This window comes from Parvibacter caecicola, from assembly GCF_003725335.1.
Classification (GTDB): Bacteria; Actinomycetota; Coriobacteriia; order Coriobacteriales; family Eggerthellaceae; genus Parvibacter; species Parvibacter caecicola.
In genome coordinates, this window is the sequence record NZ_QIBY01000012.1 from 1 (window position 1) to 21969 (window position 21969).

Sequence of the window (21969 nt, forward strand, 5' to 3'; positions counted from 1 at the left end):
CGTGGGAAACCACCACGTTGATGCCCTCGGCGATCATGTCCACGATGTGCACGGCGGTGTTGGCCACCAGCTCCAGCTGCTCCTGGGGCGTGTTGCCCAGCGCGTTGCCGCCCAGGGCGATGACCACGCTTTTGCCCGAACCTTTGGCGTAAGGCATTGCGCTTCACCTCTTTCTAAAAGGGGCGGGGTCCCTCAGAGCCCTTGGTGGCGCTTCGGACCCCGCCGCTGGAAATACCTACAGATACTGATTAACGCAGGGTTGCGTACATGATGGCCTTGATGGAGTGCATGCGGTTCTCGGCCTCATCGAACACGCGGGACTGCTTCGACTCGAACACCTCGTCGGCCACTTCCATCTCGGTGATGCCGAACTTGTCGGCGATGTCCTGGCCGATAGTGGTGTTGGTGTCGTGGAACGACGGCAGGCAGTGCATGAAGATGGCGTCCTTGTCGGCCAGGGCCATGAGCTCCTTGGTCACGCGGAACGGGGACAAGAGCTCGATGCGCTTGGCCCACAGCTCAGCCGGCTCGCCCATCGACACCCAAATGTCGGTGTAGAGCACGTTGGCGTCCTTGGCGGCAGCCTTCGGATCGTCGGTGAAGGTAACCGAACCGCCGGACTCTTCGCACAGCTTCTTGCAGGTGTCCACCAGCCCCTGTTCGGGCATGAGGTCCTTCGGGCCGCAGCCCACGAAGTGCAGGCCCAGTTTGGAGCAGGCCACCATCAGCGAGTTGCCCATGTTGTTGCGAAGATCGCCGAAGAACACGAACTTCAGGCCCTTGATGCCGGTGGGGAAGTTCTCCTTCACCGTCAGCATGTCGGCAATCATCTGGGTGGGATGGAACTCGTCGGTAAGGCCGTTCCATACCGGCACGCCGGCCTTGGCGGCCAGCTCTTCAACATCGGTCTGCTTGAAGCCGCGGAACTCGATGCCGTCGTAGAAGCGGCCGAGCACGCGAGCGGTGTCCTCGATGGACTCCTTGTTGCCCATCTGCGAGCTACCGGGATCCAGGTAGGTCACACCCATGCCCAGGTCCATACCGGCAACCTCGAAAGAGCAGCGGGTACGGGTGGAAGTCTTCTGGAACAGAAGAACGATGTTCTTGCCCTCAAGGTAACGATGGGGCACGCCAGCGCGCTTCATGTCCTTGAAGTTCTGGGACAGGTCGATCAGGTAGTTAATCTCCTCAGGGGTGAAGTCGAGCAGCTTGGTAAAGCTGCGACCACTCAAATTCACGGGCATTTTCTTTCCTTTCGCGAAGCGCGGTTTTGAGGCAAACGCGCCATTCTCAACAGGCATAGGCCCGCCCGGGGGCGAGCCTAGCCATTAACCACAAGTTATTCGTCGTCGCGCCACAGCGGCATGGACATGCAGCGTGGGCCGCCACGACCGCGGGACAGCTCGGCCGAGGGCATCTCCAGCACGTTCAGGCCGGCTTCGCGCAGCACGGCGTTGGTAACGTCGTTGCGCTGGTACACCACCACGGTGCCAGGACGCACGCACAAGGTGTTGGAACCGTCGTTCCACTGCTCGCGCTCGGCCGCGATGCGGTCGCCGCCGCCACAGGGAATCAGCTTCACCGGACGACCCACATAGGTGGTCAGGATCTGCTCCAGCGGCTCGTTGATCTCGCGCACCTTGATGCCTTCGCCTTCGGGCTTGATCTCGAACACGGTCAGCGGGCCCATGATGCCGGGATGGATGGTGAACTTGTCGTAGTCAATCTGGGTGAACACCGTGTCCAGGTGCATGAACGCACGGGAATTCGGGATGTTGAACGCCAGAATGGTGTCGATGGGCGAATCGGAATGGAAGATGTTCTTGGCGATCTGGTCAATAGCATCAGGTTCCGTACGCTGGGAAATACCAATGGCCAGCACGTGGTCGTTGATATTCAGAATGTCGCCGCCTTCGATGTGGAAGGTGTTGTAGCGGCTGTAGTACTCCGGCACATCCTGCAGGTCCGGATGGTACTTGAAGATGTACTCGCCGTAGATGGTCTCGCGGTTGCGGGTTTCAGAGTACATGCGGTTGATGGACACACCGTTGCCAATCATGGCGAACGGGTCGCGGGTGAAGTACAGGTTGGGCATCGGAGCGATGACCAGCTTGCTGGCGTCGCTCACAAGGTCAACCAGGGAGTTGCTTTTATCGGTGTGCAGCTCCTGCAGGTTCACGCCTGCCATCGTCTTCATTACCAGCTCTTTGTTGGTGACGTAGTTGTCGTTAAGGTAGTCGTAGATGATCTTCTGATAGCGATCAGTACGAATTCCGGCCTCAAAGATGAACTGCTTCAAGAACTTCTCACGGAGCTCGGGATACAGGTCCAGAACTTCCGCCATGAGATCTTCGAGGTAGACAACCTCTACGCCTTCGTTGCGGAGAATCTCAGCGAACGCGTCGTGCTCTGCTTGCGCCACCTGCAAAAACGGGATGTCGTCAAACAGAAGCTCTTCCAACGTGTTCGGCGTCAGGTTCAGCAACTCGTCCCCAGGACGGTGCAACAGCACCTTCTTGAGGGGCATGATCTCGCTTTTGACGTTCACACCAGCCATTGAAAGCCTCCATTCCTTAAAACTTGAGTCCAATACGATTGATGCCTGCGGTAAAACAACCCCAACGGGCACCCCTCAAACCATCGCATTCCTCACCCGCAACAAGGGCCTCCCATAAAATGTTTTAGCGTTTTGGAGCGTTGCCGACAACCGGATGTAACCTCGCTTCTGTACTTTTGAGCAGCAAGAACCAAGCCGGTTTGCAAAGGCACAACCAAAAGGGCCTAAACACCACCTGGAAAACTACCGTGCTATGAGGTTTTGAAGATTGGGGACCACGCGTCGACGTGATTAGTATTCTAGGATGATTGAAAATATTTTAATATGTGCAAAGTTGTCAGAATAATTTGATATTTTCGGTAATTGTGCCCTTCATTTTTTGTAAAGTTACAAGCAGGCGATTCCAAGATTACAGGAAGCAAACGGAAGAAGGCCCCCAGTGAAATTCCCCTTGGACGTTGTTACAAATAAGCTTTACACCTTAAGGATAGAGGTCGTAAAAGAACCCAAGCACCCCCACACCCTCATCACCTCCGTCTCCGCCTTCGCCACGGATAGCAGCCCTGCCAACGAGGTGCTAATGGTTAGCGACGACTCCAGTCTGCTCACCGGCGGACAGCCCGCCTTGTTCCTGATTCCATCCAATTCCGACAGGCAACTGCGCGACACCATCGCGGCCACCGTGGGCAGCGACGATATGGTGGCGGTAACCGACCACTCCCCCGCTTACGTGGCCGACCAGCTTCAACAGCAACTGATAGCCATCATGCAGTGGAACGACCACCTGAATAACCTACTGGATCAAGACTGCGTGAACGTGGACCTACTACGGGCCAGCGAACCTTTGCTCCAATCGTTTGTGGCCCTCTGCGATGCCACCTTCTCTTACATATGCACCACTCCCCGCCACGCTCCCATCGATGATGAGAGCGCCTACTTCGTAGAACACCGTCGGTTCAGCTCCACCGCCATCCGCCACATCCAAGAGCTGGGGTTTTCCCAATCTTCCCGCCGGCTCGACTGGACCACAGCCAAAAGCGCCGACCAGACGGTATTCGGCTTCCCAGCCCTATACCATCCCTTCTACCGCCACAACCGCTTCGCCTCGCTGCTCATCATGGTATCCCCCACTGAAGTCAATACCTATCAGCGGTTTTTGTTCGAAATCTTGGCCAAGAAGATAGACGTCTGCCTTACCCGCCATTGGGCCCGGGAAAACCCCTTCGAACAGCGATACACCTATTTCCTCAAGGAAATACTGGAAGGCAACGTGCCCGGCCGCTCATCGCTGGAGGAACACGCCTCCCTGCACCAGATGCCTGTAGACGGCATTTTTGAAGTGATGCTCATCGATAAAACTTGGCAGGCGGGCAGTGTGTCGCTTCTGGCCAAACGGGTGATAGGGCTGGAGCCCGAGGTGAAAGTAACCTTCGACGGCAATCGCCTCACCGTGCTTTTGCATGTAAAGCCGGGCAGAGGAGAACAGCTAGACGCCATGGAAAAAACGCTGTTTCAGCTTACACGAGATCTGAAGATGAACATCGGACTCTCAGAGCGCTTCGATTACCTGGGAGATGCAGCGTTCGGGCTAGAGCAAGCGCGCATAGCGCTGGAATACGGAAAGAAGCACTTCCGCCGCTACTGCACAGGCGCGGTTTCCGACTCCCTCGCCGAAGTAGTGTTCCGATTCCGTCGTTACTTCCCTTACTTCGCGCTAGACCCCTTCGCCGACCGTGCGAAAATAATCGCCCAGATGGCAGTAGCAAAAAACCCACTGCTTAAACTGAGGCGCGCCGACGAGGAGCACGGCACCGCCGACTATGAGTTGCTGCGGGTATTCTTGATGGAGGAGTGCCGCTCGGGCGCCGTATGCGAACGGATGCACCTGCACCGGAACACACTGGCCTATCGACTGGAGAAGATACGCAGACTGCTGGGGGAAACCCTGGAAGATGCCGACACTCGCATCTTCTTGCGCGTGCTGTATTTTATCGCCGAATAAGCCAGAGGGGACGCAGCGACATGTGAAACAGTGGAAAAGGGGCAGCATCCTGCGGCCCTGCGCAGAGAAGGAGCCTTACGACCTTAGCAATCGGCGCGGGCCAAAAAAAGGAACGGGCGCACCGGGACGGCACTACCTCCCTGCTGCATTGGTCCGCAGCCACTCGATGATGTCGTCTGACTCGTACAGGGCGCGGCCGTTGTGCACCAGGCAGGGCACCTGCTTCATGCCGCCAATGCGCACCAGGTCGTCCTCGCTGCCCGGCTGGCGGGTGTCGCGCAAATCCATGGTGACGCCGGCCGAGGCCATGTAATCCAGCACCTTGCGGCAGTAGGGGCAGGTTTTCTTGTAGTACAGCACGCAATCGCTCAAATAAGCCATCGGTTGCTCCTCTCTCTGGGAAGCGCCAATTCTTTTGTCCGAAGGTTAACGGCTGGCACGCGCCCGCCGCAGCATCCGTTTCTCAGCCGTAATTGCCCATTGGAAGGCGGCAGCGAGGGGCGGCCGAAACGAAAACGGCCAGGATGAGCCTGGCCGGAAGACGCGTTGGAGCGGGCGACGGGAATCGAACCCGCCTCATCAGCTTGGAAGGCCCTTGCCATCCCTGACCGCAAGCTCGTTCAAAAATACCGTCTGACCTCGCTTCATTTAGTAAACATAGTGCTTACCTGCTGTCATTTTATCAAACGTACTGGAAGAAATACTGGAAAAACACGGAGTTTTTCAAATGAGCTCCTGATGCAAGAAAGCCGTCTGCAGGACGGCTTCCACGATGTTTCTTTGGAGCGGGTGACGGGAATCGAACCCGCGCTGCGAGCTTGGAAGGCTCGAATTCTACCATTGAATTACACCCGCGATGTAAAGTGGATTATAACTGAATCAAAGCGTAAATGAGAATAGGCCAGACGAATAATCCACTAAGCGGCTTTGCCGAACCCTCGTAGGAAACTCATGTATCGCGTACCGAGCCCAACTCCTGTCATTGGTACATAACCGGCATAGAGATCAAGAGTGTAAGCGGAGCTCTTATGCCCGAGAAGAACAGAGACCGTCTTGATGTTCTCACCGTTAGCAAGGTTCAGGGTGGCAAAGGTGTGACGCAAGGCGTAAGGACGTACATTCTCGAAGCCAGCCTTGCAGCAGAAGTCCTCCCAATACACGAGGAATGTTCTGTATGTGTAGGGAGTGTCAAGCGGCCCCATGAGCGGCGTGTTCATAGTGAACTTCAATCCTGCTTCCGCAAGAAGAGCCTTCTTCATCGCTATCCACTGTTTTGCCATCTCGGCTGTGTAGGCGTCGATGGGAACAGAGCGGCGCGAAGAATCTGACTTCGGGTAGTCAACGATCTTTGTCCCTCTGTCTTTCACGACGCTCGTGATCTTAACGACGGTTTCATCTTCGTCGAAGATGAAATTGCCGGGTCTGATCGCCTGCATCTCCTCGGGGCGCATGCCGGTATTGAGAAGCAGCAGGAGAGCCAGTTTCAAGAACCCGATCGGAAGCCTTTCAATGGCCTCAAGGAAGCGGGCGGCCCCGTCAGGCATGAGAGGGTCAATGAGGGGTTTGCTCTTTTTGAAGAGACGGGTCAGAAACTTCGCCTTTGCCACATTCTTGGCTATGTCTTCTTTCTCTACGGCGTAGTTAAGGACTTCTCGCAAGAACTTGAGAATCTTCGATTGAAGGTCAGGTCCGGCGACTCTAATCGGTGCCAATGGCTTCATCCTCTTGTGATGCTTCTTGCACCAGTCTGCTTGCTTTCGATTCTCCTCCCGAGCTGCCCTTTTCTCTTCCGCCCACTTGCGTGAAAGGTCTGGAACCGCCAAAAGGCACGCTTCCACATCCCGCGAAGTGAGGTCGCACAGTGGGATATGGCCCATAGCTGCATTGATGTAGCGGGCGTAGTTGTTCTCGTTTCTGATGGTCTCTTTGCCCACTGCACCATTACTGCGGATGTCAATGTAGCGATAGACGTATTCGCCGATTGGCGTGCGGCATAACTCATCATTTTGGTCGTCGCTCTCGGCGGTCTTACAGCCGCGTACTTCCAGCCTGCTCTCAAGTTCGGAGTTCTTCTCTTCCTCGAAGGACTTGACTTGCGATTTGAGGTCTTCCTTCTTGTTGAGCGCGAAGACGACGCGCGTGAGCTTTTTCTTGCCATCGAAATAGACCTGGTACTCAACGGGTACGCGAATGGTTAACTCGTAGGCCGTGGTGCGCGAGTCCTTGCGCCTGCGGCGCGGGAGCCCCTTCCTCTTGCGGGCCTCGTCGATGTCATAGGGCTTGTCGCATCGCAGCTTCTTCATTTGCATCGCCTTCTTTCTCGCGGCGATCCTTGTAGAGGTAGTTGAGCAGCCCCAGCTTCGGCACGAGCCAGCGGATGCCGATGCGGCACCCCGGCATCTCCCCGCGACCGAGGAGCTTTCGTATCTCCTGACTCGTGGTGCCCGTGAAGGCGGCCACGTGGTCGGGCGTCATCATGTAGGGGTAGTCCTCCAACATGAAAAGGTACAGCCCGTCCGGGTCGGCCGCCTTGAGTCGTGCCTCGTCTATCTCTATCTCGCCATAGGTTTCCTTCATAGTCGCCTCCTCTCGAATGTGAGGCGGCCAGCGTCGCTGACCGCGATGATGCGGTGTTTTGATAAACGCCACAACGATGCGAAAGCCCCGAACGCATGCTTGCGCAGAGCGTGCAGTTGTGACGCAGCTCGAAATGAGCGCTCAATGTAGTTATCAAGGTCCGGTGGAGCTCCGTGTGTTTCTCCTGTTGCTGATAACGACATGAAGCACCCTGGATAACTTATCTTCCCGCTGCAAAGAATTGAGTCGATTGGTCTCATTACGGGAACAGCGGTTCCCGATACGAGCGTCACCGAAGAAACGACGCTTCCCAGAGAGGCACGCGATTGCTCTCTTGCAATGCTGCCCGCTGCGGAAAACCCGGAAAGGACGCTTCCGATACCCGAGTGTCTTAGCTTTGTCGCATTCGGCGAGTAAGGGCTTTCAGCCTTAACGATCGTTCAGGAAGCCTTGGCTAAACCTTATCTTTCCCCATCCTGATTCTTATATTTGGCCCGCTCAGCGTTGTTAAGACGATTCCCCTTTCTATCCTAGGCCTACGGTCGAGACCCTTGGCGAACTCAGATGCAAGGGGACTAGCAAGGATGTGACTAAACTTGGCAGCAAGAAGATATGCGACGGCGTACGGTAGAGGGCGGACGAGGTATCGCGCTGGCCGCTCCCGCAGGAGTGCGGCGAAGCTGTGCGCCATCGTTCTTCTGCTCGGTGCATTGCTCTCAGCTGTTTCCGGCGTGCTCCTCTCTGCCTCCAGCGCCAACACCATCCCTTTGGCATCGCAAGCGTTCGACGTAAGAGAGGCGCGGGACAACGCCGGCGGCCCCTATTGCTCAGGCCAAGGAGATAGCCCTCCGAAAACCGTTGAAGCGAAGGAAGTATTTCTGGTTGACGCGGAGTCGGGTCGTACAGTTTTCGAGAGAGACAGCGACAAGAAGATTGCCCCTGCGAGTACAGCAAAAATGGCGACGGCATTAACGACCATCGACCTTTTGCCTCTCGACAAAGAAGTTGAGGTGGGAAAGGAGATTGGCCTTATCAACGAGGAGTCGTCGCGGGCATGGCTGGAAAGAGGGGATGTTCTCACGGTTCGCCAGCTCCTTATCGCGCTCATGCTTCCTTCGGGAAACGATGCCGCTTACACTCTCGCCGTCCATGCGGGCAGAGCCGCGGCGGGCAACAACGATCTGCCTATGCAAGATGCAATACGGGAGTTCATGGAATGCGTGAATGCGAAGGCGTTTGCGTTGGGGGCGGAAAGCTCGCACTTCGTTGTTCCTGACGGCTTCGACGCCGAAGGACAGTACACCACTGCCGTCGATTTGGCCATTTTGGCAAAGGCGTGCCTCGAAGATCCGACACTGGCCGAAATCGTGAGCACGCCTGTCTCTCACGAACAATGGCCCAGCGGGGAGGAAGCGACTTTCCGCAACACCAATCAGCTCATTGACCCGGATAGCCCGTACTACTTCCCGGGCGCTATAGGAATAAAGACGGGAAGCACAACGCTCGCGGGGGCATGCCTCGTGTCCGCCGCTGAAATCGAAGGACGTATTTACATAGGCGTGGTTATGGGTTCGAGCGATGAGTCGAGATTCCAGGACGCCATCAACTTGTACGAATCCATCCCTGGCTAGCACGAAAGGAAACCTATGAAAACGCGTAGCGGTCTTGTTATGTATGGCGGCCTACCCGATGAAGCCGAGGCGTTCGAGCGAGCCTTCAGCAACGAGCGTCTACCTATTCGCTTCGTAGAAGACGAGTTCGCGCCGGATTTGGCATGTTTCGCGAAAGACTTTGCGATTGTGAGCGTGAGCCATAGGGCCAATATCGGAAAGATGGAACTCTCGGCGCTCAAGGCGGCTGGCGTGGAATGCGTCATCACGCGCAGCGTAGGTACGGATCATATCGACATCCAGGAAGCGCGCCGGCTGAAGATATCCATCAAGACTTCCCCCTATTCTCCCGGCAGCGTCGCAGACTTCACCCTCATGCTGATGCTCATGGTCCTCCGGGGAGTTAAAGCGGGATTCCGCAACGCTCGCGAGACCTCGCAGGAGTCAGCCGTGTGCGGCAAGGAGCTCGGCGATATGACTGTCGGCGTGATCGGCCCAGGCCGAATAGGAAATGCCGTTTTGAAAAGACTCGAAGGCTTTGGCTGCTCTGTTCTGATATGCGATCGCGAGCAATCCAGCACCTCCGTTTCGCTCGAAGAGCTGCTCGCTTCAAGTGATGTGGTCACGCTGCATGTTCCCCTCACGGCAGAGACCCATCACTTGATCGGTCGCAAAGAAATGGACGCGATGAAACCCGGAGCGATTCTCGTCAACACGGGGCGCGGCGCACTCGTGGAAGCGGAGGCGCTTGTGGACGCGATAAAGGAAAGACGACTCGGAGGAGCTGCCCTTGATGTGGTGGAGGGAGAAAACGATGACCCGTCCCAAAACAAGGAGATGCTGAGACATTTGGAGACATTGCGTGCGATGCCCAATGTCGTGATCACTCCCCATGTTGCCTACTTCACAGATCACGCAATGGAGGATATGGCGAGAAGCGCCCTAAGGGAATGTCGAGAGCATGGGAAAGAAGGAGGAAGAGATGAGTAAGCTCAGGGTTTTGATACTGTTCGGAGGATGCTCTGATGAGCACGATGTGTCGGTCAAGTCTGCAATGAACGTGGCAAAGAACATCGATACGGAGAAATACGAGCCGTTCTATGTTGGGATAACGAGAGACGGGGCATGGAAGCTTTGCGAGCGGCCTTGTCTAGGTTGGGAGGAACAGCGCTTGAGGGCTGTGGCCCTCTCGCCGGATAAGCACACGCGCGGCCTGCTGATTGCCGATAGGCGACAATGCATCATACAAAACATAGATGTCGCGTTTCCTGTCATGCACGGCAGATACGGCGAGGACGGCGCCGTTCAGGGCTTGTTCGAACTGGCCGGGATTCCCTATGTCGGTTGCGGCATCGCCTCATCAGCGATTTGCCTGGATAAGGCCCTCACCTATGCAGTTGCTTCGGAAGCGGGAGTTGCGGTGCCGGAGCATGTGATCTGTGGTGCCGAAAGCCCCACGGCTCCAATGGATTTGCCCGTATTCGTTAAGCCGGCACGATCGGGATCATCTTTCGGGGTAAGCAAGGTCGAGCAGGATGGTGACTTCCGAAAAGCCGTAGAAGCTGCCGCAGCCTTCGACGAAAAAGTTCTCGTGGAAAGGGAAGTTCGCGGGAGTGAGGTTGGCTGCGCAGTGTTGGGCACAGGCTCTGATCTGGTCGTAGGAGAGCTCGATCAGATAGTTCTCAGTCACGGGTTCTTTCGCATCCATCAAGAGAGCGACCCCGAGAGCGGGTCTGAAAACTCGGAGATCAGAGTTCCCGCAGAAATTGCACCGGAGGACCATGACCGCGTGATAGAGGTCGCAACAAGCACGTTTCGTGCGCTCGGCTGTCAGGGCTTGGCGCGTGTGGACATGTTTCTCTGCGATGACGGACGCGTTGTCCTCAACGAGGTGAACACCATGCCCGGCCTCACATCATACAGTCGCTATCCGCGCATGATGGAGGCGGCAGGCGTGTCGCTAGCCAATCTAATCGATTGCCTCATCAATTTGGCGCTAAAACGAGGTGCATGAACATGAATCGCGACTTCGTGTATATAGACGAATGTGTTTCTGGAATCCGTTGGGATGCGAAATATGCTACTTGGGATAACTTCATCGGGTGCCCTGTGGATGGCTACGACGTTAATCGTATTGTGGGAACGCGCCAGCTTGCGGAAGGTTTGCGCCGGGCCCAAAGAGTTGCTGGAGAGCTCGGCTTTGGCCTGCTTCTCTGGGATGGATATAGACCGCAGATTGCCGTTGACTGCTTTCTCCGATGGGCGTCTAGTCCCGAAGACGGGCTGACGAAAGACAAGCACTATCCGAACATTGAGAAGGCCGAGATCGTGGAGCAGGGCTACGTGGCGAGGCGTTCGGGGCATAGCAGGGGCGGAACGATCGATCTCACTCTGTTCAGTCTTGAGACCGGCATGTTGGTGGATATGGGGGGCCGCTTCGACTATATGGACGTAAGTTCGCATCATGGCGCTGCCGGAATCATCGCGGCCGAATCCAGAAACCGCGACGACCTTAGGTTGATCATGGAGAGGAGCGGTTTTTTGCCGTATGAGCTCGAATGGTGGCACTATACCTTGTTGGATGAGCCCTATCCGGACACTTATTTCGACTTTCGTATTGCGTGAGCTCGCAAGCGTTACTCGTTGATGGGTAGCTCGACGACGAAGGAGGTTGTGCCATGCTCGCTTACCGCGCTGATGGCGCCTTTGTGGGCAAGCACGATCTCCTTCGCGATTGCGAGGCCAAGACCAGCGCCGCCCGCTTTTGTGTTTCGAGCATCATCATCCCGGTAGAATTTCTCGAATATCCTTTCGATGTTCTCCGTCGGGATTTCGCTGCCCTGATTCGTTATGGTGATCACCCAATGCTCTTGGGTGCTGCGAGCAGCTATCGTGAGCTTTGTGCCGCTCGCCGCATATGCCAAAGCATTCTTGAGGATATTGCCTAGAGCCCGAGCGAGCTTTTCTCCGTCAACGCAGAACTTGCCTTCTTCTGGAGCCGTGACGACAATTTGGACGTTGCTCTCCTTGGCCTGAGGGTAAAACTCATCAGCAAGCTGTTGGAGGAGGAACATAACGCCAACCTGCGACCGTTCAATAGAGATCGATTGTGCATTGAATCGGGTGATGTCAAAAAACTCATCGACCAAAAGCTGAAGGCTGTCTGCCTTTTGGGAGGCCAGGTAGACGAACCGTTGCAAGTCCTTCGGCATGCGCTCGTCCCCGTTCACCATAGACAGAAACCCGATAACCGAGGTAAGAGGCGTGCGTATGTCGTGCGCTAAATAGGCTACGAGCTCGTTATTCCGTTTCTGCGCAGCTTCCGCAGCTCTTTCGCTTGCCGCCGATTCTTCTCGTATATGGTTGAGTTCGTCTTGCGCAATCGAGAGGTCTTTCGTGAGCCTAATCGGCTTGAGCTTATCGGTTATCAGGCTGACAACCGCCGAAGACAGCTCATCAAAGTAGCTTAGCGCTCGCCTCACTTCCATAAGGGAAATCACTAGGCATCCGAGCAGATACAAGAGGATCGCACAAGGAATCTTGAGCGTTCTTGCGGTGTTGTAGAAAGTAGTGTTGCGGAGGATGAAGGGGTGAAACGGAGTCTCTTCCTTGGTGCTCAGTTGCTCCCATTTCCAATCCCCGCCCCTATCTTCGATGGCCTGTGCCTCCCTGGTCGCCATGGAGTAGGCCAAATACATCGGCGTAAGCTCTATCACGGTTGTCTCGTAAGCGTTTGAACCAAACCCCATCGAACTCAAGCGAACTTCACCTACGAGGTTGTTGGGGTATTGGTCGTCGATAGAGAATTCCAGATCCGCGTCTCTTTCCCGTTGAGGGTCATCTGTCTGAATGCCAGCTTCGCTCAGCAACTCTTGGTATTCTGGCGCGGCCCACAGAAGCGTGTAGCGCGTTCCATTGTCTTTGTACGATTCGAGCAGGTCAATCAGGAGTTCTTCGGTCGAAAACTCTTCAAGATAATTTGCAGGATCGATGTACACGTCATCACTGGTGGTTTCAAATATCCAGTCCGCGATCTTGGGGACGATTGTGATGTTCAAAATCACCATTGCTGAGCAGAACACAGCCGTATACGCCAGCAGCGTTAATAGAAAATGCACGGTATACCGCCGCCTGAGCGCTCGGGACTGGGCGCTTTTGTTAGGCTTCATCGGGATCCGCTTCGCTTGAAGGCGTTTCCTGATGAGGTGCGGTAGAAACGATCAGTTTGTAGCCGACGCCCCATACAGTTTTGATGTACTCACGCGATGAGTCGATCTCGGATAGCTTTTCCCTCAGGTGGCGAATGTGCACCATTACGGAATTGGCCCCCGAAGAGTCGTACCTCTCCTTCCAGACGCTCTCAAAGATTTCCTCGCCCGAAATAGGCTCACCCGCCCGCCTTACGAGAAGTTCAAGGACGCCAAACTCTTTCGGTGTCAGCGTTAGCTGCTCTCCGAGAAGGAATGCCTCGTGACTCCTTCGATTGATTTCGATGTCTGACTTGCGGCAAAGCGCTCTGGGTGTTCCGGAGTTGTAATCGACTCTCCGGAGGTGTGCTTTTACGCGCGCTACAAGTTCACGGGGCTTGAAGGGCTTGGTGATGTAGTCATCGGCGCCGAGCGTAAGACCGGCCACTTGGTCGGTTTCGCCGTCCTTCGCTGAAAGGAACAGGATTGGCGCGGTGGTGATCATTCTCATCTTCGAGCAGAGCTCGAAGCCATTCATCTCCGGCATCATGAGGTCAACGATGGCGAGGTCGAACCCTTCTTGCGAACACGCCAGAAGCGCTTCGAGAGGCTTCGTGAACGGAAGCACCTGGAACCCTTCGCAGGAGAGGAGCGATGTCAGCAACTCGACAATTGCCTTCTCGTCATCCACCACAAGGATTCGCGCGTCTGTGCCATCTGCATCTCTCAAGATGGAAATCCCTCTCTGCTCAGCTTAGATACATTCTAATATCTGTTGTTTTCGCTTGCGTCCCAACTGAGGGTAAGTAAGAAAAACATAAGGTCTTGCAAATGCAAATGAAAGGAAACGTCAAGAGACAGAAAACCCGTGGCAGTTCTAGCATCGAAGATAGCGTGATTCTCTTCGAGGTAGACGCAAGGCATTTGAACGGGTCGAGTCTTCGCGCGATCGAGAGGGAGCGCTTGCGGCAAAGCCACGGAATGGCTCTTCTGGAGTCCTAATTTAGGAACGCATCGACCTGTTTTAGGACAACAGGGTTTCTGGAAATGGGTTCCTCGCTTAGCCTCACAAACAGTACGAAAGTCAGACAATGCGAGCATGTAGCAAACGGCAGGCGAAACTAGAGGATGGACCACGCAAAACTAGTTGCAATACGAATGGAGGCGGTGCGAGAAGCATGCGGCATCAGCGTCGCAGAACTCGCACGGCGATCCTCCATCGATCGAAAACGACTGTGGTACATTCTCGACGGGCAGCGTCAGATGAGGGCAGATGAGTTCATACGGCTCTGCGTCGTCATGAATGTAGACATGGGATTCTTCCTCACCAGCGAAATGAGGGAAGAGCTCTCTTACCGCCGCAAGAAAGTTATCGAAGACTACGGGAGTGGACTTTGCGGTCTGCTTCCTCAATCTAGAAGAGGGGAAGAACTCTGCACCCGCTAAGCGCATACAAGGGGACGACCCATCGTGATGCTGCGTATCAGAGCGCGGCTTCGCTGTGCATTGCCCCCATCTCCACCCTCGCGCCATCGCCATCCCCACAGCTGATCGGAAGCAATCACTTGATTCGATAGCCGTGCGGGAGGCCCCTTCCCGCATTCGGGAAGGAAGGCTCAGGACATGGCGAGCGACTACGGCGACGAGGCCGGAAGCAAGATGATAGACGACTTCATGCGCTTCGGCGAGCGCATGGGGGAGCGGGCGATGTATGCCCGGGCGGCGCAGATGCAGAGGGCGTTCCAGAACGCCACCCGCTCCGCGCAGGAACTGACGGGCGATCGTATGCCCGAAGGCGACGCCCCCGAATGGGCAAAGCTCGACATGCAGGAGTTCCAGGGAATCGAGGACTATGGCGCGATCAAGGGAATCATCGAGGACAGGCTCGCCGCGCACAGCGTCAGCTCGGCCTGGTTCCCCGACCCGGAGACCGGCAAGGAATACCTCCTGTTCCGCATCGCGGACGCGAAGGAAGTGTGGCAGTCGTTCGACGAGCTCTCGCGCGAGACCGACGACGCCTGCGCTAAAGCTGCCGAGAAGATCAGAGAGCAGCACGAGAAGGAGCCTTCCCGCGACCGCGACGACCGCACGCTCGACGAGCGAGCCGAGGATGCGCGAGAGGCATCGGCGGCCCTTGAGGCCGAGAGGTCCACCACCAAGGCTCTCTCGAAAGAACCCCGCTTCCAGGAGATGCGGGCGAAGTGACAGCGGTAGGCATCATCTGGGCGGCGGCCCTCTCGGTCATATCCTTCCTCGCTGCGAACGCATACACCGCCTGCCTACTGTCGCTTCCCGGCAACCCCATCTCTAACCTAACCGCAGCGTTTTCCCATCTTCCCTCCTATCTCATAGGCCACGGCCCCCTCTCGCTCGAGGCTGCCGCGCTCGCGACGGGGCTTGTGGCCGCCTGTTCTGTCTGGTGCGCTTGGGCGTGGTCCCTCACCCACGGGACCGCCCAGCGCCAAGGCGAAGAGCACGGATCCGCCTGCTGGGGCACCGTGCGAGGCGGCCGTAGATTCATGAACACCGAGGATACCTTCGACAACATCATCCTCACGGAGCACTTCGGGATGGCCATGAGCCGACCCGATCACGACCGTAGGTACGAGCGAAACCGAAACGTGCTTGTCGTGGGCGGCTCCGGCTCTGGCAAGACGCGCGGGTTCTTCGAGCCCAACGTCATGCAGATGTCGGCGAACTACCTCATCACCGACCCCAAGGGAGAGTCGCTTCCGCGCCTGGGCCACATGCTCGATCGGTCAGGCTACAATGTGCTCTCCTTCAACACCGTGGACTTCTCGAAGTCCCTCCACTACAACCCCATCGCGTACATCCGGGACGAGGCGGACATCCTTGAGTTCGTCACCTGCCTCATCGACAACACCACGGGCGACAGGGAGCACGCGGGCGATCCCTTCTGGGAGAACGCCGAGCGGCTGCTCTATGTGGCGCTTATCGGATACCTCGTCTATCACTGCCCGCCCGAGGACCGGTCTCTGTCGGGACTCGTGACGCTGCTCTCGCTCGCGAAGGCCAAGGAGTCCGACGAGGACTACAGAAGCCCGCTCGACCTCCTCTTCGAGGAGGTGGAGACGGGCATGCGCTACGTGAAGGCGGCCGGCGCGCAAGAGGAGCCCTTCGACCCCACGCGTCGCGTGTCGTACCGACCCGATGCGGGAGCTCACAGGTGGGTGCGCGTGTCCGAGCCGACCCCCGTGGACGCCGACTTCTGCCTTCTGCACTACAAGATGTTCAAGGACGCTGCAGGTAAGACCCTGAAATCGATCCTCGTGTCCTGCAACACGCGCATGGAGCCCTTCGCCATACCGCAGGTGCGCGAGCTTGTGAGCTACGACGAGATGGAGCTGGATCGCCTCGGCGACGAGGGTGAGCGCCGCGCCGTCTTCGCGGTCATGTCGGACACCTCCTCTCTCTACTCTTTCCTCTTCGCCATCATGATGTGGCAGGCCATGAACATCCTGTGCAAGCGCGCCATCAAGCGCTATGGCGGGGCGCTGCCTGTGCCCGTGGTGATGCTCATGGACGAGTTCGCCAACATCGGGCGGCTCCCCGACGTGGAGAAGATGGTGGCCGTGGTGCGAAGCCGCAACATCTCGATGGCATTCGGTCTCCAATCCCTCTCCCAGCTGAAGTCCGCCTACAAGGACGACGCGGCCACGATCATCGACTGCTGCGACACGACGCTGTTCTTAGGCGGCAAGTCCACCGACACGGTGAAGGAGATCGCCGAATCCATCGGCAAGGAGACCGTCGCCACGATCACCTGGAACGAGAGCCGTGGGCAGTCCTCCTCATCGACGCGCAACTGGAACACCATCGAGCGCGACCTCATGCAGCCCGCCGAGGTGGCGAAGCTGCCGCGCGACGAGGCCATCGTGCTCATAGCGGGCACGGACCCCCTCAAGGACAAGAAGTACGACATCACCGCCCACCCCAGGTGGCACTCGGTCTACCCGGGGCACGAGGGCGCGGCATTCGACCGCCCCTTCGACTTCGCGGAGTACGCAGAAAGGAGGATGCAGGAGAGGTGATGGTGCGGCGGCCGCACCCTACGGTGCCGAGGATCGCCCTCCGGGCTTCCCAACCCGAAGCGCGTTGGCCGCCGCGATGCAAAGGAGACGGGGCGCGACCCGTCCCCGGCAAAGATTCTAAACGACAGCGCGGCCCTTCCCAGGGTCTATTCCCGGCCGCGCGGCAAGATGCAAAGGAGAAACAGACCCCATGTTGGCAAACATCATCAACCTCGTCTCGGGATGCGTGACGTTCCTGGGCGGCTTCCTCGTCGTCTGGGGCGCGGTGTCGCTGGGCCTCGCCATCCGCGAGCAGCAGGGCGGCGCGCAGATCGCGAGCGCCATCTCGACCATCGCAGGCGGCGGCATCATCATCGCGGCCGCCGTGTACTTCGGAATGCTCGACACGAGCTGGCTCCCGGCATAAGGGGCGGCCATGTTGAGCGTATCCGTGCACAAGGACATCGGCGAGTACACCGAGAAGGTGGTGGGCAAGCTCTCCGCCCGCACGCTCGCCTGCACCGCAGGAGGGCTCGTCACGGCCGTGGCTGTCGCCGCAGTGGCGAACGTCGGCCTCGGCGTTTCCGTGGACGCCATGACGCTTCCCGTCATGGCGGCCTCCATGCCGTTCTGGCTGCTCGGCTTCTGGCGGCCGAAGGGCCTCGTTCCCGAGAAGTTCATGCCGCTGTTCGCAGAGCATGTCCTCGGCAATGGCAAGCTCGTCTATGCCACGGGCTCGCACCTAACGTCCATCGCCGGCCCCATCGGCTGCCCGAAGGTCGACCGTCGCGCGCGCCGCGCCTCCAAGCGGAAGGGGGCGGAGCGGCATGTCAAGGAACTCTAGCAACCAGAACGAGCAGAAGGCTCTCGTGAGGCCCGGCTCGGCCCCCAAGCGCTCCAAGTCCCTGGGGCGCCGCATGGCGGAGCAGGAGCGCGAGCTCACCGACCAGATGGCGGAGAAGCGCAAGCGCCGCCGCGCGGCCCGAGACGTCTACGGGGCCGTGGGCTTCGACCTCATGTACGAGAACGGCATCGCGCAGGTCGAGGAAGGCCTGTTCAGCCAGACCCTCGCCTTCGACGACATCAGCTACCAGTCGGCGCGCGAGGAGGCGCAGCAGGCCATATTCAGCGGGTGGTGCCAGCTGTTCGACTACTTCGGCGCGGAAAGCTGCGTGCAGCTCGCCGTCGTGAACCGCCCCATCCCCGCCGACCTCATCGGCCGCAAGCGCTTCTTCGACGCGAGCGACCCCGCGACGGCGGCCTATGCGGAGGAGTACAACCGCATCCTCAACGACAAGATGCGCGAGGGCGTGTCGAACCTCGTGCGCGAGCGCTACCTCACGTTCTCCGTCGGTGCCGCGAGCATCGAGGAGGCCATCCCCAAGCTCGCCCGCATGAGGACCGACGCGGAGCAGACGCTCGCCAAGATGCGCAGCGCGAGCAGACCGCTTTCCGGCGAGGAACGGCTCGACGCCATCCACGGGCTTCTTCGTCCCGGCAAGCCCAACCTGTTCTCCTGGGAGGCGGTGGGCGCGACCGGCGGCCTCACGAGCAAGGACCTCATCTGCCCGGCGTCCCTCGATTTCAAACCGGAGGGCTCGGGCACCTGCTTCAAGACCGAGGACACGTGGGGCCAGGTGCTCTCGATCAACCGCTTCGGAAGCGAGCTCTCGGACCGCTGCCTGGCCGACATCATCGACCTTCCCATCCCGCTCGCCATCTCCATCCACGTGCAGGCCATGGACAAGTCAAAAGCCGTCGCCTTCGTGAAGAAGCGCATCGCGTGGATGGACAAGGAGATAATCGACGAGCAGATGAGCGCGGTGAAGAAGGGCTACGACTTCCAGATCCTCCCCTCCGAGCTCAAGTACTCCAAGGAGGAGGCCGAAGACCTCCTCGACCACCTGCAGAACCGCAACCAGCGCCTCTACGTCTACACGGGCCTCGTCTACACCTACGCGTCCACGCGCGAGCAGCTGGACGACCAGGTGATGCAGATCGTATCGACCGCGCGCCGAAACTCCATCGAGGCCGACGCGCTCGACTTCCGGCAGCGCGAGGGCCTGAACTCGGTGCTGCCGCTCGGGCACAACCACGTGGAGGTCTCCCGCATGATGACGACCGCGCAGGTCGCCATACAGATGCCCTTCGCGACCCAGGAGCTCGCGCAGACGGGCGGCGGCTACTACGGTCAGAACAAGCAGTCCTCCAACCTCGTGCTCTGCAACCGCAAGCGCCTGGCGAGCCCCATGGGCTTCGTCGCGGGCAAGCCCGGAAGCGGCAAGTCGTTCTCCGTCAAGCGCGAGATTGAGAACACCATCCTCGCTTACCCCGATGACGAGATCATCATCCTCGACCCCGCTGGCGAGTACTCGCCGGTGGTCGTCGCCAACGGAGGCGAGTCCATCAGGTTCGCGCCCGATTCGGACACCCACCTCAACCCCTTCGACCTGGCCGACGTGGCGCACCAGTCACCCTCGGCGCAGATGGCCTTCAAGATCGACGCCTTCCTGGCGCTGTCCTCCGCGACCATGGCGGAGGGGGCCGAGGGCCTTCCCGAGGCCGACAAGTCCATCATCAGCCGGTGCGTGGAGGCGGCCTACCGCGAGGCGGCCGAGACGGGGCGCGACCCGCTGCTCGGCGACTTCCACCGCATCCTGAAGGAGCAGCCCGAGCCGGAGGCCCGGGACATCGCGCTTCGCTACGAGCGCTACGTCGAAGGCGCGCTGTCGTTCTTCAACCATCCCTCAAACGTGGGCTTCGAGAGGCGCATCACCAACATCGACTTCAAGGACCTCTCCGAGAACATGCGCGCCTTCGGCATCATCGCCGTCCTTGAGAGCGTCCGAAACCGCATGTACTACAACTACGAGCGCGGCATCACGACCTGGCTCTACATCGACGAGGTGCAGTCGCTGTTCGGGCACCCCGCCATCATCAGCTACTTCTCGAAATACTGGGCGGAGGGCCGCAAGTTCAACCTCATCGCCACGGGCATCACGCAGAACAGCGTCTACATGCTCGACCACGAGGAGGCCAGGAACATGGTGCTGAACTCCGACTTCGTGCTCTTGCACAAGCAGTCCCCGCTCGACCGCCGCGCCTGGGCAGAACTCCTCGACATGAGCGCCCAGGAGTCCTCCTACATCGACGAGTCCGTGCGCGCGGGAGAGGGGCTGCTCATCGCGGGCGGTGCCCGCGTCCCCTTGAAGGACGACTTCCCGAAGGGCAAGCTCTACGAGCTGTTCAACACCAAGCCGGAGGAGATAGCCGCCAAGAAGCGCGAGAGCGACTTCGCCAAGAGGGCCCGCCGCCGAAAGGGCGCTGACCAGTGACGCATCTAGCCAAGGGTGCGCAGGCGCCCGCCACGGCCACGGAAGCCGCCGTGTCCGCCAAGGAGGGCGCGGTCGATGCGGCCGAGGTCGCACGCGCGACGCGCACCGATGCGGTATCGGCCGGACTCGTCCGAAAGTCGGGCGACCGCAGGGCCGAGGGGCGCAAGCCCAAAGGCTCGAAGCCCTCCGTGAAGCAGAGCCGTTCCAAAGGCGAAGGGAAGGCCGGCTCCAAGGCCGCCGACGAACCCGCATCGCAAGAGGCGAAGTCGGCCCTCCAAGCGCGCAGGCACCTCGCCGCGCTCGCCGCCGATGCAGCGGCCGATGAGGCGGACGATGCCGACGAGCTTGAGGGGACGGGAGACGCCTACCGGGCTTCGAGGGCCGCGATCCACGCCGCCCGGCGCGGGAAGGCATCCGTCGCCAATCCCGAGAAGACCGTAGCTACCAAGGAAGCGGCTACGGAGGCCAAGACGACGGGGCGCATCGGCAAGGGCGCGGAGGCCAAGGCATCCGCGAAGAGGACGGCGGAGATGCGGCGCGCGCAGTCCCGCCGGACATGGCTGCGAGCCAGGACGGCTCGCGCCTCCGAGTCCGCAACCGCCGCAAAGGCCGCTGGGGAGGCTGCCAGGAAAGGCGCTGCCAAGACCCTCGCAGGAGCGGCCGCCTCCGCAGCAGGCCCCGTGGCAGGGGCGCTCTCGGGCGTCCTCTGCTTCGCGCTCGCAGCCTTGGTCGTCTCGCAGCTCATGAGCGCCATCTTCGGCTTCTGGAAGAGCGAGGCGGCCAAAGCGTCGCTCGACGGCCTGCCTCCCTACATCACGGTGGAGATGGTGGAGGCGGCCCTTGAGTGCCAGGAGAAGTACGGGCACCCCGCCGGATGCACGCTCGCCCAGATCATCTGCGAGAGCGGCGCGGGCGACCACCTCTCGCTCCTCGCGGAACGCGACAAGAACCTCTTCGGCATCAAGTGGGCCTCGTCCTTCCTCGGCTGCCCGGAGGTCGCGGGCAAGAGCTCGTGGGCCACCAACGAGGAGTACGGGGGCCAAGTGGTCGGCATCATGGCCGACTTCACCGTGTTCAAGGGGCACAGGGAGTGCATCGTGTTCAGGAGCCGCGTGCTCCTCGCCAACTCCCGATACGCGGGAAACATCCTCATCCAGCAGGCTATCGCCGAGAAGAGCTCCGACAAGATGGCGGAGGGCTTGAAGGACGCGGGCTACGCCACCTCGTCGGAGTACGTGGCATCCCTCAAATCGGCCATGGACGCCTACGGTCTGCGCCGCTTCGACGGCATGAGCCTTGAGGACTTCCGTTCCGGTGCGGCCAACGGCGACGCCATCGTGGCTGCCGCCGTGAGCCAGCTCGGAGTCCCTTATGTGTGGGGAGGCACGACGCCGGGCGTCGGCCTCGATTGCTCTGGGCTGACCCAGTACTGCTACGCGCAGGCGGGCATCTCCATCCCCAGGAACTCCGAGGACCAGGCCTCCGCAGGGCGGCGCGTGCCGCTCTCCGAGGCGAAGCCCGGGGACATCCTGTGGAGGCCCGGCCACGTCGCCATCTACGCGGGCGGCGACGAGTACATCCACGAGCCCCATACCGGGGACGTTTGCAGGCGCGCGAGCGGCATCGCCTACTTCACGTGCGCCATCCGATTCCGATAGACAAGGAGAGAA

Annotated in this window: 19 protein-coding genes and 1 tRNA gene; 12 read left to right on the top strand and 8 right to left on the bottom strand. The window is 59.1% G+C overall.

Features of this window, described 5'->3' with window-relative positions; all coding sequences use genetic code 11:
- Positions 1-248 precede the first annotated feature (248 nt).
- Positions 249-1244, bottom strand: coding sequence for an ornithine carbamoyltransferase (argF, locus tag DMP11_RS07200; protein WP_123185832.1), 996 nt, complete (start codon positions 1242-1244; stop codon positions 249-251).
- A gap of 95 nt (positions 1245-1339) precedes the next feature.
- A complete protein-coding gene (arcA, locus tag DMP11_RS07205; protein WP_123185833.1) occupies positions 1340-2557 on the bottom strand; it encodes an arginine deiminase in 1218 nt (405 codons plus the stop codon).
- 580 nt (positions 2558-3137) lie between these two features.
- Between arcA and DMP11_RS07210 the strand changes: the two genes are divergently transcribed.
- A complete protein-coding gene (locus tag DMP11_RS07210; RefSeq protein WP_136846157.1) occupies positions 3138-4559 on the top strand; it encodes a PucR family transcriptional regulator in 1422 nt (473 codons plus the stop codon).
- Between the two features lie 132 nt (positions 4560-4691).
- Here the strand turns inward: DMP11_RS07210 and DMP11_RS07215 are convergent, their stop codons facing one another.
- The 4 genes from DMP11_RS07215 to DMP11_RS07230 all read right to left on the bottom strand — a co-directional run bounded on the left by DMP11_RS07215 (position 4692) and on the right by DMP11_RS07230 (position 7136).
- On the bottom strand, positions 4692-4940 hold the full coding sequence (locus DMP11_RS07215; RefSeq protein ID WP_123185835.1) for a glutathione S-transferase N-terminal domain-containing protein: 249 nt from the start codon (positions 4938-4940) through the stop codon (positions 4692-4694).
- A 400-nt stretch (positions 4941-5340) separates the two neighbouring features.
- Positions 5341-5414, bottom strand: a tRNA-Gly gene (locus DMP11_RS07220).
- A gap of 62 nt (positions 5415-5476) precedes the next feature.
- Entirely contained in the window at positions 5477-6862 is a 1386-nt protein-coding gene (locus DMP11_RS07225; RefSeq protein ID WP_123185836.1) for a site-specific integrase, read from the bottom strand.
- Positions 6831-7136 (bottom strand): helix-turn-helix domain-containing protein, encoded by a 306-nt coding sequence (locus DMP11_RS07230; RefSeq protein WP_123185837.1) that lies wholly within the window; start codon positions 7134-7136, stop codon positions 6831-6833. Before DMP11_RS07230 ends, DMP11_RS07225 begins: the two co-directional genes overlap by 32 nt.
- Before the next feature lie 596 nt (positions 7137-7732).
- Between DMP11_RS07230 and DMP11_RS07235 the strand changes: the two genes are divergently transcribed.
- Genes DMP11_RS07235 through vanX form a run of 4 tightly spaced genes read left to right on the top strand, consistent with a single transcriptional unit; the run spans position 7733 to position 11371 of the window.
- On the top strand, positions 7733-8767 hold the full coding sequence (locus DMP11_RS07235; protein ID WP_123185838.1) for a D-alanyl-D-alanine carboxypeptidase family protein: 1035 nt from the start codon (positions 7733-7735) through the stop codon (positions 8765-8767).
- A 15-nt stretch (positions 8768-8782) separates the two neighbouring features.
- Positions 8783-9736, top strand: a complete 954-nt coding sequence (locus DMP11_RS07240) for an NAD(P)-dependent oxidoreductase (protein ID WP_123185839.1) — start codon at positions 8783-8785, stop codon at positions 9734-9736.
- Positions 9729-10760, top strand: a complete 1032-nt coding sequence (locus tag DMP11_RS07245; RefSeq protein WP_123185840.1) for a D-alanine--D-alanine ligase family protein — start codon at positions 9729-9731, stop codon at positions 10758-10760. Before DMP11_RS07240 ends, DMP11_RS07245 begins: the two co-directional genes overlap by 8 nt.
- A 2-nt stretch (positions 10761-10762) precedes the next feature.
- Positions 10763-11371 carry a D-Ala-D-Ala dipeptidase VanX gene (gene vanX / locus DMP11_RS07250; RefSeq protein ID WP_123185879.1) on the top strand — a complete coding sequence of 203 codons (609 nt, stop codon included), beginning with the start codon at positions 10763-10765 and terminating at the stop codon, positions 11369-11371.
- 11 nt (positions 11372-11382) lie between these two features.
- On the opposite strand, the gene DMP11_RS07255 is transcribed toward vanX, so the two are convergent.
- Both DMP11_RS07255 and DMP11_RS07260 read right to left on the bottom strand, forming a co-directional pair.
- Positions 11383-12915, bottom strand: coding sequence for a sensor histidine kinase (locus tag DMP11_RS07255; protein WP_123185841.1), 1533 nt, complete (start codon positions 12913-12915; stop codon positions 11383-11385).
- On the bottom strand, positions 12905-13663 hold the full coding sequence (locus DMP11_RS07260; protein ID WP_183621453.1) for a response regulator transcription factor: 759 nt from the start codon (positions 13661-13663) through the stop codon (positions 12905-12907). The genes DMP11_RS07255 and DMP11_RS07260 overlap by 11 nt, the downstream gene beginning before the upstream one ends.
- 398 nt (positions 13664-14061) lie before the next feature.
- On the opposite strand from DMP11_RS07260, the gene DMP11_RS07265 reads away from it, so the two are divergent.
- The 7 genes from DMP11_RS07265 (at position 14062) to DMP11_RS07295 (ending at position 21957) form a co-directional block, all read left to right on the top strand.
- Positions 14062-14379 carry a helix-turn-helix domain-containing protein gene (locus DMP11_RS07265; RefSeq protein WP_051191216.1) on the top strand — a complete coding sequence of 106 codons (318 nt, stop codon included), beginning with the start codon at positions 14062-14064 and terminating at the stop codon, positions 14377-14379.
- A 177-nt stretch (positions 14380-14556) separates the two neighbouring features.
- Positions 14557-15138: a hypothetical protein gene (locus tag DMP11_RS07270; protein ID WP_123185842.1), complete on the top strand. Its 582-nt coding sequence runs from the start codon at positions 14557-14559 to the stop codon at positions 15136-15138.
- A complete protein-coding gene (locus DMP11_RS07275) occupies positions 15135-16985 on the top strand; it encodes a VirD4-like conjugal transfer protein, CD1115 family (protein ID WP_123185843.1) in 1851 nt (616 codons plus the stop codon). Before DMP11_RS07270 ends, DMP11_RS07275 begins: the two co-directional genes overlap by 4 nt.
- 190 nt (positions 16986-17175) lie before the next feature.
- Complete coding sequence (locus DMP11_RS07280) at positions 17176-17391, top strand: hypothetical protein (protein ID WP_016310179.1); 216 nt, start codon at positions 17176-17178, stop codon at positions 17389-17391.
- Between the two features lie 9 nt (positions 17392-17400).
- On the top strand, positions 17401-17808 hold the full coding sequence (locus DMP11_RS07285; protein ID WP_123185844.1) for a PrgI family protein: 408 nt from the start codon (positions 17401-17403) through the stop codon (positions 17806-17808).
- The gene (locus tag DMP11_RS07290; protein ID WP_214646982.1) at positions 17792-20299 is read left to right on the top strand and encodes a VirB4-like conjugal transfer ATPase, CD1110 family; all 2508 of its coding nucleotides are present in this window, start codon (positions 17792-17794) and stop codon (positions 20297-20299) included. Before DMP11_RS07285 ends, DMP11_RS07290 begins: the two co-directional genes overlap by 17 nt.
- A 50-nt stretch (positions 20300-20349) precedes the next feature.
- A complete protein-coding gene (locus tag DMP11_RS07295) occupies positions 20350-21957 on the top strand; it encodes an NlpC/P60 family protein (RefSeq protein WP_214646983.1) in 1608 nt (535 codons plus the stop codon).
- The last annotated feature ends 12 nt before the right edge of the window (positions 21958-21969 follow it).